The 15317-nt window shown below is 66.4% G+C and carries 13 protein-coding genes; 5 read left to right on the top strand and 8 right to left on the bottom strand.

Features of this window, described 5'->3' with window-relative positions; translation table 11 throughout:
* From VFG33_RS40590 to VFG33_RS40570, 5 genes are all read right to left on the bottom strand, one after another.
* Positions 1 to 911: hypothetical protein (locus VFG33_RS40590; protein ID WP_325058375.1), on the bottom strand; the 911-nt coding region annotated here is incomplete at its 3' end.
* A 102-nt stretch (positions 912 to 1013) separates the two neighbouring features.
* Positions 1014 to 2087 carry a hypothetical protein gene (locus tag VFG33_RS40585; RefSeq protein WP_325058374.1) on the bottom strand — a complete coding sequence of 358 codons (1074 nt, stop codon included), beginning with the start codon at positions 2085 to 2087 and terminating at the stop codon, positions 1014 to 1016.
* A gap of 118 nt (positions 2088 to 2205) precedes the next feature.
* A complete protein-coding gene (locus VFG33_RS40580; RefSeq protein WP_325058373.1) occupies positions 2206 to 3294 on the bottom strand; it encodes a hypothetical protein in 1089 nt (362 codons plus the stop codon).
* Positions 3294 to 3794, bottom strand: coding sequence for a SigE family RNA polymerase sigma factor (locus VFG33_RS40575; protein ID WP_325058372.1), 501 nt, complete (start codon positions 3792 to 3794; stop codon positions 3294 to 3296). The genes VFG33_RS40580 and VFG33_RS40575 overlap by 1 nt, the downstream gene beginning before the upstream one ends.
* A gap of 51 nt (positions 3795 to 3845) precedes the next feature.
* The gene (locus VFG33_RS40570) at positions 3846 to 5072 is read right to left on the bottom strand and encodes a DUF4032 domain-containing protein (RefSeq protein WP_325058371.1); all 1227 of its coding nucleotides are present in this window, start codon (positions 5070 to 5072) and stop codon (positions 3846 to 3848) included.
* A 125-nt stretch (positions 5073 to 5197) separates the two neighbouring features.
* On the opposite strand from VFG33_RS40570, the gene VFG33_RS40565 reads away from it, so the two are divergent.
* The 5 genes from VFG33_RS40565 (at position 5198) to VFG33_RS40545 (ending at position 11333) form a co-directional block, all read left to right on the top strand.
* Positions 5198 to 6214, top strand: a complete 1017-nt coding sequence (locus VFG33_RS40565) for a LacI family DNA-binding transcriptional regulator (protein ID WP_325058370.1) — start codon at positions 5198 to 5200, stop codon at positions 6212 to 6214.
* A gap of 267 nt (positions 6215 to 6481) precedes the next feature.
* Positions 6482 to 7864 (top strand): ABC transporter substrate-binding protein, encoded by a 1383-nt coding sequence (locus VFG33_RS40560; protein WP_325058369.1) that lies wholly within the window; start codon positions 6482 to 6484, stop codon positions 7862 to 7864.
* Entirely contained in the window at positions 7864 to 8793 is a 930-nt protein-coding gene (locus VFG33_RS40555; RefSeq protein ID WP_325058368.1) for a carbohydrate ABC transporter permease, read from the top strand. The genes VFG33_RS40560 and VFG33_RS40555 overlap by 1 nt, the downstream gene beginning before the upstream one ends.
* The gene (locus VFG33_RS40550) at positions 8790 to 9761 is read left to right on the top strand and encodes a carbohydrate ABC transporter permease (RefSeq protein WP_325058367.1); all 972 of its coding nucleotides are present in this window, start codon (positions 8790 to 8792) and stop codon (positions 9759 to 9761) included. Before VFG33_RS40555 ends, VFG33_RS40550 begins: the two co-directional genes overlap by 4 nt.
* 24 nt (positions 9762 to 9785) lie before the next feature.
* A complete protein-coding gene (locus VFG33_RS40545; RefSeq protein WP_325058366.1) occupies positions 9786 to 11333 on the top strand; it encodes a glycoside hydrolase family 13 protein in 1548 nt (515 codons plus the stop codon).
* A gap of 51 nt (positions 11334 to 11384) precedes the next feature.
* On the opposite strand, the gene VFG33_RS40540 is transcribed toward VFG33_RS40545, so the two are convergent.
* The 3 genes from VFG33_RS40540 to VFG33_RS40530 all read right to left on the bottom strand — a co-directional run.
* Positions 11385 to 12698 carry a type II toxin-antitoxin system HipA family toxin gene (locus VFG33_RS40540; RefSeq protein WP_325058365.1) on the bottom strand — a complete coding sequence of 438 codons (1314 nt, stop codon included), beginning with the start codon at positions 12696 to 12698 and terminating at the stop codon, positions 11385 to 11387.
* On the bottom strand, positions 12691 to 13077 hold the full coding sequence (locus VFG33_RS40535; protein ID WP_325058364.1) for a helix-turn-helix domain-containing protein: 387 nt from the start codon (positions 13075 to 13077) through the stop codon (positions 12691 to 12693). The genes VFG33_RS40540 and VFG33_RS40535 overlap by 8 nt, the downstream gene beginning before the upstream one ends.
* Before the next feature lie 181 nt (positions 13078 to 13258).
* On the bottom strand, positions 13259 to 15317 hold a 2059-nt coding region (locus tag VFG33_RS40530), incomplete at its 5' end, for a heavy metal translocating P-type ATPase (protein ID WP_325058363.1).

Genomic DNA, 15317 nt, shown 5'->3' with positions numbered 1-15317 from the left:
AAGTGGCAGCCGTTGTAGCGCATGAGGACTTCTTGATCCCGATCGGTGCCGTGGACCGTGAGGACCATGACTTCGGATCCGTAGCTGTCGAGGCAGTCCTGTTCGTTCGGGCCGCTGCCGTCTGGCGCTGCGGTGATGGCGTCGACCAAGGCTTGCGCGGCCTTGCCAGTGAGCATTGAGCTCCCGATCATCGGCGCGCGTCGGCCAGCGAGGTAGTTGCGTTTGCCGGCTCCCACGGCGATGGCGTAGCGGCAGACGGCGATCGACTCGACCGACCCGATCGACGCCAAACCGTCGGTCGCGGCCGGCCGGCCCTGTGGTGTGTGGGCGAGCGGATGGTCCGGCGTACAGCCGTTGAAGTCCTTGCCGTCGATCACCCGCGCCGAGTCCAGGATTCGTTGTCTGAGGGAGTCGTCGTCGCTGAGGACGGTGACGAGCACGCCGTCCACGCTTCGCGTCTCCTCGATCCAGCCGTGGTCGGCTGGTCGGACACCGGGCGTCCGGGATCCGCTGGCCATGCCCAACTCAGCGAGCCTGGCCTCAGCGGCCGGATTCCTGCTCTTCGCGTCGAACCACAGATAGGAGGCGCGATAGGCCAACTCTGGATAGGGGTCGCGGCAGCCCTTGCCTCGTATCGCACCAGGCCGACCGACGTACGGCGGCCGCGGCTCCTTCAACAGACAGGGCGGCGACCCGGTGGTGCCGTACTTCCAATCCTCCGGCACCTGGATCTCGATCGTCTGATACGACTCCCACCGCCAGCCGTCGTACGGCGCCTGCTTCGCGGATTCGGCGGGGCCGACCACCGCACCGGAATCATCACCTTCGAGCATCAAGCTCACCCCGACGACGCCGGCAGCCACGGCAACAGCCGCAAGCACAACAGTCGCCGTTGTCCGCCAATCACGCATTCCCCCTCAACTCCCTACCTGTTGAAAAGACCGTGCACTCCAGAACCCCGCCACGCAACGGGTCAACCGGATCTGCCGCTTCCTGCAGCGGGTCTCCGGGCGTCAGATAGCGGGTGGGGGTGTGCCGACCAGGAGTTGGTAGAGGACGTTGGGGTGGCCAGTGGGAGTGTGGACGCCCTGGAAGATGCGCTTGGCTGCAGGCGGGGTGAACTCGCGGAGGACCGAGCCGTCGTCGGTGCCGTTGTGTTTGCAGCCGTCGTAGCGGACCAGTACGTCCTGGTCGTGCTTGCTGCCGTGGGCGCGGAGGATGATCACCTCGCCGCCGGGATCGGGGCCGCAGAAGCGGGGATCGGTCACAGTCGGGCCGGTTCCGGCGGGGGCCGCCACCAGGTCCTGGACGAGTTTGGTCGCCGTGGCCCCGACGATGAGCGAGCTGGCCTGCAGCGGCCACCGCGTCAGCGCGATCTGGGGCAGCCTGCGCTGGGGAGTCGAGCGTGGTGGCGCATCTTTCTGCTGTTCGCGGCCAGAGGTCGAGTACCGGCAAACGCTGATCGACTCGATCGCCCCGACAGACTTCAACCCGCCCTGCGACGGAGGTCGGCGGATGCCGTCCCCGGCCAGGGCGGGAGCAGACTCGCAGCCGTTGCCGTCGATCGACTCGACGACACCGGCCGAGGCGAAGATCCGGTCCCGGAGTGCGTCGTCGCCGGTGGTAACGGTGAGCTGGAGCTCGTCGTACGCCCGGGTCTCCCTGGTCCAGCCGTCGGCGTACCGGATGACGCCAGGTCGTTCGTGCTCGCCGAACTCGACGGACGGCGCGATGTGCAACGGTTTCGGCGGAGTCGTCGGACAAGGCTGGAGCATCGCAATGGTTGCACCGCCGGGGCGGCGGACTACCGGTTTCGGCTCCGGCCGCGGTCCGCAGTCGTTCATCCCGGCCCACAGTGTGGCGTCCCAGTCGGCCGGGACCTGGACCTGGACGTTCCCGTAAACCTCCCAGCGCCACCCCGCCGGCGCAGGAGCCGGGCCGGGAGTCAACGCGGCTGGCGCCGACACCTCAGCAGCGTTTGCAGGTCCCTTCTCGTCAGCCAGCAGGTTGACGCCGACGAGGGCGGCCGCGACGGTGGCGCCGGCCGCGACGACGGCTACAACGGTGTGCGTGGTCCTTGCAGGCATCTCGAAATCCTTTGTTCGGTCCCGCGCCTGCGGGCGCGAAGCAATTGGGCAGCACAGAGCACTTGAGAGGCAGAGCAGCCCGATCAGGGAGACCCGACCGAGTCGAACGTCGTCCTGACTAGCGGAGGAGTTGCTTGAGCGTGGAGCTCAGGGCCTCCGGGCGGCCGACGGCAGTCAGCAGTGGCTGGAGGGCATCCTTGGTCAGGCGACGTGCGGTGACCCCGTCGTCGAACCCGTTCCAGGCGCAGTCGGTGATCCGGACCAGGACGTCCTGCTCACCCTTGTCGCCGTGCACCTTCAGCACCAGGATCTCCCGATCTGTGATGTCGCAGCTGTCGCTCGTCACAGCAGGGCTTCTGTTCATCACCGAAGCGATCGTCGGCGCAGCCTGCAGCGCTTCCCCGACCGCGCGAGCACCATCGCCAGTGATCTCAGCGCTGGCCAGCAGAGGCGGACGAATCGGATCGGCGCTGTCGGTGTAGGCGCAGATCTGCACCGAGTCGACCACTCCGACCGACGCGAGCCCGCCAGTGGCGGGCGGCCGCTTTCCCGATCCCGCCGCGAGTGGACTTGACGGAGTACAGCGGTTCACATCGGTGCCGTTGATCAGGAGCGCCGAGTCGAGGATCTGGCGCCGGAGTACGTCGTCGTCCGAGAACACCGTGAGCCCCAGCCCGTCGAGTACTCGGGTTTCCTCGGTCCAGCCGTCGCCGCGGGGGAAGACGCCGGGCCTCGGGTTGTCGTCGAAGAAGAGGTGCGAGACGCGCAGGTCGACTGGTGGCGCGGCCTTCATGCACGCCATCGCCGGAGAGGGCAGCAGACTGATCCGGCCGATCATCGGTCCGGCCGGCTTCTCCTTCGAGCAGGCCCAGAGAGAGTTGGCCCCGCCTTCTTGCCAGCTGTCGGGGATCTGGACCTGGACGTTCGAGTACGACTCCCAATGCCAACCGGCGGCGACCGCCGGGCGAGGAGGTGGCGCGATCACCGCCGGCGGCAGTGGCGGCTTAGAAGGATCGGTCAGCGCCTGGGTGGCGGTGAGGGCGGTGGCCACGGCGGCGCAGGCCAGTACTACGGCTCCGGTGGTGCGGGCTCGGCGGCGGCGATGGAGGCGGGTGTGGACGTCGGAGAGCAGGGAATCGTCGGAGGGGGCGTCGGCGGCGTGGTCGGCCAGGCTCTGGGTGAGCTGGGTTTCCGTCGGATCGTTCATCAGCGAGTGACCTCCTCGGTGGTGCTGAGGGTGGTGCGGAGCGAGGCGAGGGCGCGGTGGATCTGGGAGCGGACCGTACCGGCGGAACAACCGAGGATCTCGGCGATCTCGGCGTCCGGCAGACCTTCGTAGTACCGGAGCACGACGGCTGCGCGTTGCCGGGTCGGGAGCGAGGCGCAGAGCGTCCAGACGGCGTCCTTCTCGGCGTGGGTGACGGCATGGTCGGCGCCCGGACCGGAGGAGAGCAGATCGGGGTCGCCGACCGGGGTTTCGCGGCGGAAGAAGCGGCGCCAGCGGGAGATGTCGGCGTTGATGATGCAGCGGCGAACGTACGCGTCCGGCTCGGCGCCGATCCGGGACCAGCGCGAGTACGCCGCGACCAGAGCGTCCTGAACGGCCTCTTCAGCGCGACCGTGGTCCCGGGTGATCAGGTAGGCGAACCGCAGCAGCCCGGCCCCCCGCAGCGACACCCAAGTGTCGAAGTCCAGCTCATCCGCCATCTGGTACCTCCCACCCGATACCACGTCAGGACGGGACCAGACGTTGCACCGCTACTCCGATTCGGCCACCGGTACGGTCGGCAGAGCCAGCTTCTCGTCGGGTTTCGAGCTCAGGACGTCGTCGACGTACGAGCGGGCCGCCTCCATCGTGTCCACCTCGTGCCCGGCCTGCTCGGACAGGAACCAGCGGTGCTCGAGCACCTCGTGGAACACCTCGGCCGGTTCGAGCTTGCGGTTCAGGTCGCGCGGTACCGAGCGGACGACCGGCTCGAACACCTCGGTCAGCCACTGGTGCGCGACGATCTCCTCGTCCTCGCCCTGCTGGTCCGTGGCCGCCGCGAAGGAGTCGAGGTCGTTCAGCAGCCGGCGGGCCTGGTTCTCCTCGACGTCGAGCCCGGTCAGCCGCAGCAGCCGGCGGCTGTGGTGACCGGCGTCCACGACCTTCGGCTGGATCCGGACCTGGCTGCCGTCCCAGTCGGTGATGATGTCGATCTCGGCGACGTCGAAGCCGAGCTCGTTCAGCCTGCGGATCCGTGAATCCAGCCGGTGCATCTCGTCGGTGTGGAACTCCTCCGGCGCGGTGAGTTCCTTCCAGAGCGCCTCGTACCGGGCGCTGATCGAGTGGATCGTCTCCAGCGGGTCGATGTCCGCGTCGAGCAGGCCGCCCTCCTCCAGATCCGACAGCTCGCCGAACAGGTTGATCTCGGCGGTGTAGAGGTCGTGGGCCCGCTGCCCGTCGGAGATGTCCTGGTGCAGCTCGCCGGTCTCGGCGTCCACCAGGTACGCCGCGAACGCGCCCGCGTCGCGCCGGAACAACGTGTTGGACAGCGAGCAGTCGCCCCAGAAGAAGCCGGTCAGGTGAAGCCGCACGATCAGCGCGACCAGGGCATCGATCAGGCGGTTGACCGTGTCCGGCCGGAGCGTGCTGGAGAAGAGCGCGCGGTACGGCAGGGAGAACTGGAGGTGCCGGGTGACCAGGATCGAGTCGAGGGGTTCACCGCTGGCGTCCAGCCGGTCGGTGATCACGCCGACCGGTTCGACCGAAGGAGTGTCGAGGCGTTCCAGGTCCCGGAGCAGCCGGTACTCGTGCATCGCGAGGTGTTCCATCACCTCTTTGATCGCGTAGACCGTGCCGTTCACCCGGACGAAGCGCACCACGTGGCGCGAGATACCGCGGGGGAGTGCTACCAGCTGATCGTCCGGCCAGTCCTCCAGTGGGACGTCCCACGGGAGCGAGAGCAGGCCGGTGTCCGGGCGGGTGGCGACGAAACGAGGCACGCCCACCAGTGTGTCAGTTCCAGCCTGCGGAAGGCTGACCGTGCAGGAAGTCGCCCCCAGGAGTGGCACGAGAAAGAACGCAAGTGGACGCAAGATCTTGCGGTATGTGGCGTAGAGTTTGCGCCATGACACGACGACTTGCCGAGGTTGCGAAGAAGGTCGGCGTCAGCGAGGCCACCGTCAGCCGGGTCCTGAACGGCAAGCCGGGGGTTTCCGAGGCCACTCGTGAGGCTGTCCTGACAGCACTCGACGTGCTCGGCTACGAGCGGCCGACCCAGCTACGCGGTGATCGTGCCCGGCTCGTCGGCCTGGTCCTGCCGGAATTGCAGAACCCGATCTTCCCGGCGTTCGCCGAGGTCGTCGGGGGTGCGCTCGCCCAGCAAGGTTTCACCTCTTTGCTCTGTACCCGGACCGTCGGTGGCGTGTCCGAGGCGGACTACGTGGACCTCCTGCTCCAGCAGCAGGTGTCCGGTGTCGTCTTCGCCGGTGGTTTCTACGCCCAGGCCGATGCGCCGCACGCGCACTACGAGCTGATCCAGGAACGCAAGCTGCCGACCGTCCTGGTGAACGCGGCCGTCGACCATCTCGGCTTCCCGCAGGTCTCGTCCGACGACGTGGTCGCGGCGGAGATGGCGATCGGTCATCTGCGCGCGCTCGGTCATCAGAAGATCGGCCTGGTCCTAGGCCCGCGCGACCACATCCCCTCCAGGCGCAAACTCGACACCTTCCTGGCCTCGCCCGAGGCGGATCCGTCCCTGGTCGAGCACACCATGTTCTCGCTCGAGGGCGGCCACGCCGCGGCCGCGCGGTTGGTGAAGCACGGAGTCACCGGCATCGTCTGCGCGAGCGACATCCTCGCCCTCGGCGCGATCCGCGCAGTACGGCGGGCCGGCCTGTCGGTGCCCGGGGACGTGTCGGTGATCGGGTACGACGACTCCGCGATGATGAACTGCACCGACCCGCCACTGACGACCGTCCGGCAACCGATCGACGCGATGGGCCGGGCCGCCGTGGACATGCTGGTCGCCCTGATCGAACGGGCGGCGGTGCCGGCGGACGAGCTGCTCTTCGAGCCCGAACTGGTGGTTCGCGCCTCCACCGCCCGGCTCAAGACCGCCCCGAGTCGCGTACCGGTGGGCTGACAACGGAAGACAACCGAAAATCCGACCGGCGACGATCCGTAGCCGGTTGAACACTTAGGGCTGGAGTGGGCATCCGTTCACCCCAGCCCTTTGCTATACCCACTAGTTCCCAAAGGAAGTCACGTTTTTGCATCTTGAGATCGAAGTATTGCGCTGATCCGGTCAGGATGCCTACCGTACGGACCACATCAGGAGGGGCGGGACGGAAAACGCCCTCGCCATCGTGGGCCGGTTTCTGACCGGTGCCGTTTCGAGAAGGGCAGATCGATGAGGACAACGAGCCACCGCAGGGGGCTGAGCCTGTTGCTCGTGGCAGGGCTGGGCCTGACGGCCGCGTCCTGTGGATCCGGGGACAGCAACGAGCCGGCGGCCCAGGGGTCGGCCGGCGCTGACGCGCCGGTGACGATCACCGTGGGCTGCCAGCCGCCGAAGAGCAACCCGAAGGAACGGACCGGGTGGGACGAGGACGTCGCCGAGTTCAAGAAGCTGCACCCGAACATCACCATCCAGAGCAAGGACGCGTTCCCCTGCATCAACCCGGACACCTTCCAGGCGAAGCTGGCCGGCGGTAGCCAGGAGGATGTCTTCTACGTCTACTACACGGACGTCCAGAAGATCATCAAGTCCAAGCAGGCGGCCGACATCAGCCAGTACGTCGGCAGCGTGAAGGCGCTCGCCGATGTCCGGCCGGATGTCAAGAGCGTCTTCAACGACGGTGACAAGGCCTACGGCATCCCGCGCAACAACTACAACATGGGCCTGGTCTACAACCGCAAGCTGTTCACCCAGGCCGGGCTGAACCCGGACGCCCCGCCGAAGACGTGGACCGAGGTGCAGGAGGCCGCCAAGAAGATCGCGGCGCTCGGCGCGGGCTACACCGGCTTCGGTGAGTACAGCGCCGGCAACACCGGGGGCTGGCACTTCGCCGCCTCGCTGTACGCCCGCGGCGGTTCGATGGTCAGCGAGGACGGCAAGACCTCGGCCTTCAACAGCGCCGAGGGCAAGGCCGTGCTGGAGAACCTCAAGCAGATGCGCTGGAACGACAACAGCATGGGCACCAAGCAGTTGCTGCAGTGGGAAGACCTGATGCGCATGATGGGCGGCGGCAAGCTCGGCATGATGATCGGCGCGCCGGACGTGGTGCAGGCGGTGAACAACGACTTCCAGGGCAAGTTCGAGGACTACGGCGTCACCGCAGTGCCGGAGTCCGAGGGCAAGGCGTCGCTGAGCGGTGGCGACGGCTACATGTTCAACCCGAAGGCCTCGCCGGAGAAGATCAAGGCCGGCCTGCTCTGGCTGGAGTTCCACGAGCTGACGCCGGGCAAGGGCCAGTTCAACTACGCCAGGGCGAAGGCTCAGGGCCGCCCGGTCGGCCTGCCAATTCCGGACCTGTACGGCGACACCGCACCGGGCAAGGAGATCATCGCACTGCGCAAGCAGTACGCCACCGTCCCGGTCGACAACTTCACCCCGTATGTGAGCGTGCAGGGCAGCATCACCAACAAGCTCGAGCCGCCGAAGGCGCAGGAGCTGTACGCGGTGCTGGACGTGGCGATGTCGGCGGTCCTGACCCGCAAGGACGCTGATATCGACAAGCTCTTGTCGGACGCCGCCTCGAAGGCCGACAAGATCCTCGCCAAGAACACCTGATGGCTTTACTGACCGCGAAACCGCCGGTGCGCCGTTCCCTCCCCGAGGGAGCGGCGCGCCGCGCGGTGAGCAGGAACCTCACGGCGTACGGGTTCCTCTGCGGGGCATTGATCTGTTTCGCCTTCTTCTCCTGGTATCCGATGATCCGCGAGATCATCCTCAGCTTCCAGCAGACGAACTTCGTCGACCCGCCGCAGTGGGTCGGCTTCGACAACTTCCGCACCGTCTTCGAGGACTCGGCCTTCCGGGCCGCCTGGCTGAACACCGCCGCCTTCAGCGGCCTCGCCCTGGTCTTCGGGTACGGCGTACCGTTCGTGCTCGCCGTGGTCCTCAATGAGCTCCGGCACGCGAGGGCCTACCTGCGGTTCGTGGTGTACCTGCCGGTGATGTTGCCGCCGGCGGTCGGGGTGCTGCTCTTCAAGTGGTTCTACGATCCGGGCGCGGGCCTGTTCAACCAGATCCTCGACGTCTTCGCGATCCCGCCGCTGAGCTGGCTCGACTCCACCAGTACCGCGCTGATCTCGCTCGTCATCGTGTCGACCTGGATGAACCTCGGCACCGGCACGCTGATCTACCTGGCAGCGTTGCAAAGCATTCCCGGTGATCTCTACGAATCGGCCGAGCTGGACGGCGCGGGACTGTTCCGCCGCGTCTGGCATGTGACGATCCCGCAGACCAAGTTGATCCTCCTGGTGATGTTGCTGCTCCAGGTGGTCGCGACCATGCAGGTCTTCATCGAGCCCTACCTGCTGACCGGTGGTGGACCGGAGAACGCGACCGTGACAGTGGCGTACCTGATGTACCAGTACGCCTTCAACTTCGGTGACTTCGGTGGCGGTGGCGCGCTCGGCCTGATGCTGATGCTGGTGCTGGTCGTGTTCTCCGCGTTCTACCTGCGCGTCTCCCGAGACAATGAAGGTGGCCGATGACAACGACTCTGCAACCGACGCCGTTGCTCGAGGCAACCACGCCCGACCCGGCGCCGCGCCGTACGAGACGCAAGAAGGACAAGGGACGCGGCTCCGACACCCGGACGCTGGTCTCACCGTTGTCGCTGCGGTCCTGGCGCGGCAAGTTGATCTACTGGACGATCCTCGTCGTCGTTGTCACCGGGTTCACGCTGGCGTTCGTGTTCCCGCTGTACTGGATGGTGACGGGGGCGCTGAAGTCACCGGAGGAGCTGGCCCAGATCCCGCCGAGCTTCTTCCCGAAGAGCTTCGACTTCGGCGTCTACCTGGACGCCTGGGACCAGTTGCAGCTCGGCGTCTTCCTCCGCAACACCGCCCTGTACGCCGGTGGCGCGTGGCTGTTCACCCTCGCAGTCGACGTGACCGCGGCGTACGCGTTGTCCAAGCTCAGGCCGTTCTTCGGCAAGGTGATCCTCGGACTGATGCTGGCCACGCTGATGATCCCGCCGATGGTGCTCCTGCTGCCGACCTACCTGGTGGCCAAGGACGTCCCGATCTTCGGTTGGAACCTGCTGAACACTCCGTGGGCGATCTGGTTGCCGGCGGCAGCGAACGGGTTCTTCATCTTCCTGCTCAAGCGGTTCTTCGACTCGATCCCGCGCGAGCTGCTGGAGGCCGCGGAGATCGACGGCGCGTCACCACTGCGGATCCTGTGGTCGATCGTGCTGCCGGTGTCGCGGCCGATCCTCGGCGTGGTCTCGATCCTGTCGGTCGTGACGGTCTGGAAGGACTTCGTCTGGCCGCTGCTGGTGCTGCCGGAGACCGACAAGATGTCGATCAGTGTCGGCATCGCGTCGCTGTCGGCCCAGATGCCGCAGAACGTACTGATCGCATCGCTGGTGATCGCCAGCCTGCCGACGATCCTGGTCTTCTTCGTCTTCCAGCGCAGCATCATGGCGGGACTCACCGCCGGAAGCCTCAAAGGCTGATCCCCACACCCCCTAAGGAGAAGCATGTCGGAAACATGGTGGCGCGGAGCCGCGATCTACCAGGTCTACCTGCGAAGCTTTGCCGACGGCAACGGTGACGGGATCGGCGATCTGGCTGGGCTGCGGGCGAAACTGCCGTATTTGTCAGAGCTGGGGATCGACGCGATCTGGCTGAACCCGTGGTACCCGTCGCCGATGGCCGACGGCGGGTACGACGTGGCCGACTACCGGGCGATCGATTCGAGCTTCGGCACCCTGGCCGAGGCCGAGGCGTACATCGACGAAGCCCACGCGCTCGGGATCCGGACCATCATCGATATCGTGCCGAACCACGGCTCGGACCAGCAGGAGTGGTTCGTCCAGGCCCTCGCCGCCGGCCCGGGGTCGCCCGAGCGGGCGCGGTTCCTGTTCAGCGACGGCCGCGAAGGCGGGCTGCCGCCGAACGACTGGCAGTCGATCTTCAACGGCCCGGCCTGGACCCAGGTCCCGGACGGTCAGTGGTACCTGCACCTGTTCGCGCCAGAGCAGCCCGACTTCAACTGGCGGAACCCCGAGGTGGTGGAGGAGTTCCACAACATCCTCAGGTTCTGGCTCGACCGCGGCGTGGACGGCATCCGGATCGACTCCGCGGCGGTGCTGTTCAAGGACCTGGACAGCGTCGAGGAGTCGTACACCGATCACGACGAGGTGCACGACGTCTATCGCGGCTGGCGCCACATCACCGACTCGTACGAGGGCCGGTTCCTGGTCGGCGAGATGTGGATGCCGGACCAGGAACGGTTCGCCCTCTACCTGCGGCCCGACGAGATGCAGACCGCATTCAACTTCGACTTCCTCTCCCGCCCGTGGGAGGCGGACGAACTGCGGGCCTCGATCGACCTGACCCTGACGACCCACGTCCCGATCGGCGCGCCGCCCACTTGGGTGCTGTCGAACCACGATGTCACCCGACCAGTCACGAAGTACGGGCGTCCTGACACCTCGTTCTCACACCAGGACCGCAAGCACGGGATGGAGACCGACCCGGTACTCGGCGAGCGCCGGGCCCGCGCGGCCGCGCTGCTCGCCATGGCGTTGCCGGGTGGGTTATACGTCTACCAGGGCGAGGAACTCGGCCTGCCCGAGGTCGAGAACCTGCCGGACGAGCTGCTCCAGGACCCCCTCTGGGCCCGCTCCGGCGGAACCGACCGCGGCCGTGACGGCTGCCGGGTCCCGATCCCGTGGTCCGGCAAGGAGCCCCCGTTCGGCTTCGGAGCTGGTAAGCCGTGGTTGCCGCAACCCACCGACTGGAAGAACCTCACCGTCGAGTCCCAGCACGACGACCAGAACTCGATGCTGACCCTCTACCGCAACGGCCTGCGCCTCCGCCGCACGGACCTCGGCGACGGAACCCTGACCTGGCTCGACTCCGTGCCCGGCGTCCTACTCTTCGCCCGAGACTCCGGCCTCAAGTGCATCGTCAACCTGAGCCCGGCCCCCGTCGACCTCCCGCCCCACACCGACCTCCTCCTCACCAGCAACCCCCTGGAGGACGGCAAACTCCCCCCCGACACCACCGCCTGGCTCCGCTGAACCCCTTGCGTCCGAAGAACCTGATGTCCCCAGGTTCTTCGGACGCAAGGATCAGTCCGACGTGATTGGTGGGGAGACGGCGACGCGGCCCCAAGCATCCCGATTTCCCTCCGCATGCGCGGTGATCAGTTCGGCTATGCGTGCTGCGCCTTCTTTGAGCGCACTGGGTACGGCCGGCTCATTGGCCGCTTGATGAATCGCTTTCGGAACGTCGAGTCGAATCGACCTGGCTCGATGGATCGACTCGTCGCGACTCAGACCTAGACGTCTTCCAACTGCCGCCCAATCGCTCTCGGAGACCTTTGCCATCTCCCAGGTCTGTCCGATTTTCATGGCTGACCTGAGGCCTGGTTCGAGGTTGTAGGGAAGGATTGACGCGACATCGTAGAGAGGCGCGAGTCGGATGTCAGTGGAATTCAGGAGTACGGAATAGTTTTTCGCATGGGCGTCGGTGGCGCCGATGGTGACGTTGTACACCAAGTAGTCGAACAGGCGGCGCTGGTTGTCTCGGCGGCTCGCGCTGAGGCCGTTGCTTGCGAGGAGATCGGCCAGTTGCGGGACGCCGGGGCCGCCGTCAGCTTGATACTTCAGCGCCGGATGGACCGACAGCGCCTGGCACATGTCTTCCTGATGTAGGCGCCGCCAGCGACCTGCCGTTTGTAGGCGGTCATAGCGGTGTGAGATTAGGACTTCGAAACGTTCGCTTGCCAAGAGTTCGCCGTTGGCCGCCTCCAGCCCAATCAGTTGAGCAGCGCGGAGGCATAGGTACTCGTTCAAGTGGTGCCCGCCATAGTTGGGCATTGATGGCTTCAGGATGTGCGTAGTGGGCGTCGAATCCCGGGGGACCCCCCATCGACCGTCTTCCGAGCGGAACAAGGCGATCTTGCTCTGTGCTCCTGCAAGGCTCCAGCGACCGACGTCCCGTCCGGGGTCCCAGGTATCAGGTGACTGAGCCAGATCAGCGAGCGTAGTGTCCAGATCATCCGTCGACAGCCACTCGATGTCGCCCTGCTGGGTGGCGGCGTCTGTCGATGCGACGTCCGCTGGGAGTATCTGGACTGCGCCAGCTGCATCCCTGCCGATGTTCCGCAGTAACGCGTATGGATTTTTTGGGGATACGCGATACTTACTTGCTAAGCGTTCCAGTGCGGGCTCACTATCCGGTAGCAGGCCTGCGATAAAAGCTCGAACTGGCTTTGGTGGAAACGCAGTACGCGCCTTCGGCATGGATAAGGAAAGCGGGACGGTCGTGCGCTGCGTCCGATATTCCTCGTCGTAGGTGAATGAGATGCGGCCCTGTGAATTCTGTGCTAAGTGGCCAGCTCGGACGCCGTCCAGATAGACGATCAGACGCTCATCAGCCATCCGATGGCGGCTTGTCGTCCGATGGAAGGCGGCTGTCCGAGTCTTCCTTTGGTTTAACGGCCAGGTCTGCGAAGACCTCAGTCCAGGCTGAGTCGGTCGGCTCTAGGAGGGATTCGTCGTCGGTGTCCGTGGTCAGCGCTACACCTGCGGCTGCCATGGCGTCTAGAACCAGTTGGGCCTCAAGGCGAGGGTGCCCCTTCTCAAGCCGCATGATCCAATTTCTGGAGACGCCAACCTTCGCGGCCAGCTCGGCTTGGCTCATCTTCTGGTCGGTGCGTGCTTGACGCACCGCGGCGCCGAGGTCACGCACAGTGTGGACCTGCATGCCTCTGCTCTTGGTTGCCGGCGACATGCATCTAGTGTCATCGAACGATGGCATTTAGACAAGCTATCGAACGGTGGCATTTGCATATGCCATCGAACGGGTGCATATCGATATGCCATCGAACGATGACATCTAGTCTGTGAAGCCTAGATGACGGTGTGGCCCGCCAGCCAGCGGTTGCCTGCGGCCGATTGGACCACCGCCCCCTTCAAACCGCCCCTCACCATGCCGAGGATCAGTCGGTGGTGAGGGGGTGGAAGTTGCGGAGGCGGAGGGAGTTGGTTACTACGAAGATGGAGCTGAAGGCCATGGCGGCGCCGGCGAGCATGGGGTTGAGGAGGCCGGCGGCTGCGAGGGGTAGGGCGGCTACGTTGTAGGCGAAGGCCCAGAACAGGTTGCCCTTGATTGTGCGCAGGGTGTGGCGGGCCAGCCGGATCGCGTCGGCTGCCGAGCGTAGGTCGCCTCGGACCAGCGTCAGGTCGCTGGCCTCGATCGCCACGTCGGTGCCGGTGCCCATGCTCAGGCCGAGGTCCGCCTGGGCCAGTGCGGCCGCGTCGTTCACGCCGTCGCCGACCATCGCGACCACGCGGCCCTCGTCCTGCAGCCGCTTGACCGTGTCGACCTTGTCGGCCGGCAGCACCTCGGCGATCACCTCGTCGATGCCGACCTCAGCAGCGACTCGGCGAGCGACTGCCTCGTTGTCACCGGTCAGCAGCACGGGCCGCAATCCCAGTGCTCGCAACTGCCGGATCGCCTCCGTGGACGTCGGCTTCACGGTGTCCGCGACCACGAGCACGGCTCGTGCCTTGCCGTCCCAGCCGACGGCGACCGCAGTACTGCCTTCTGCTTCCGCGTGTTCCTTGGCGTGCGCGAGCGCCTCGGGCAGGTGCTGACTCCACTCCTCGAGGAGTCGCGTGCGCCCGACCAGTACTGCGTGTCCGTCGACGATCCCCTGGACCCCGAGGCCCTCGACGCTGCCGAAGTCCTCGACCTCCGGGAGCTTGCCGAGTTCCTCGGTCGCACCTCGCGCGACCGCCTGGGCAATCGGGTGCTCACTGGAGTGCTCCAGCGCCCCGGCCAACCGCAGTACCTCTGCCCTCTCCTCACCTGAGGCCAGCAGGACGTCGACGAGCGCCATCCGCCCGGTCGTCACAGTCCCGGTCTTGTCCAGTACTACGGTGTCGACGCGGCGGGTGGATTCCAGTACCTCCGGACCCTTGATCAGGATCCCCAGTTGGGCTCCCCGACCGGTTCCGACCATCAGAGCGGTCGGGGTTGCCAGGCCGAGCGCACACGGGCAGGCGATGATGAGGACGGCCACGGCCGCGGTGAACGCCACCTCGACCGGCGACCCGTTGCCGAGCCAGAACGCCAGCGTGCCGAAGGCGAGCACGATCACGATCGGCACGAACACCCCGGAGATCCGGTCGGCCAGTCGTTGCACCGCTGCCTTGCCGTTCTGAGCGTCCTCGACCAGCCGGGCCATCTGCGCCAGCTGGGTATCCGAGCCGACCCGTGTCGCCCGTACTACGAGCCGCCCGCCGGCGTTGACAGTCGCGCCGACGACGGCATCGCCTTCGCCGACCTCGACCGGTACGGATTCGCCGGTCAGCATCGAGGCGTCCACCGCGCTGCTGCCGGTGACGATCACGCCGTCAGTGGCGATCTTCTCGCCCGGCCGTACGACGAACTCGTTGCCTACAGCAAGTTTGTCGGCCGGGATACGAACCTCGTCACCGTTGCGAAGTACGGCCACGTCCTTGGCGCCAAGTTCGAGCAGAGCCTTGAGGGCGGCACCGGAACGACGCTTGGCCCGGGCCTCGAAGTACCGGCCGGCCAGGATGAACGTCGTGACGCCGGCGGCGACCTCGAGGTAGATCTCCTCGGCGCCACCACCCCGGGACGGGATCAGCGTGAACGGCATCGTCATACCAGCCTCGCCGGCATCACCCAGGAACAATGCGTAGAGCGACCAGAAGAACGCGCTGACCACACCGAGGGAGATCAGCGTGTCCATCGTCGCGGCACCGTGCCGCAGGTTGGTCCAGGCGGCTTTGTGGAACGGCCACGCGGCCCACGTGACCACCGGAGCGGCCAGCGTCAGGGACGCCCACTGCCAGTAGTTGAACTGCAGTGCCGGAATCATGCCAAGGGCAATCACCGGTACGGCGAGCACGATGCTCGTGATCAGCCTTTCCCGCAAGGGCTTCAGCTCATCGGGAGCCTCGTCGCTCACAGGGGGAGTAGGCAACGAAGCGGTGTAGCCGGTCGCCGCCACGGTGGCGACCAGGTCG

The organism is Kribbella sp., from assembly GCF_035687465.1.
Lineage (GTDB): Bacteria > Actinomycetota > Actinomycetes > Propionibacteriales > Kribbellaceae > Kribbella.
The sequence above is the reverse complement of the archived record's forward strand: the minus strand, read 5'-3'. Positions and strand labels throughout refer to the sequence as shown.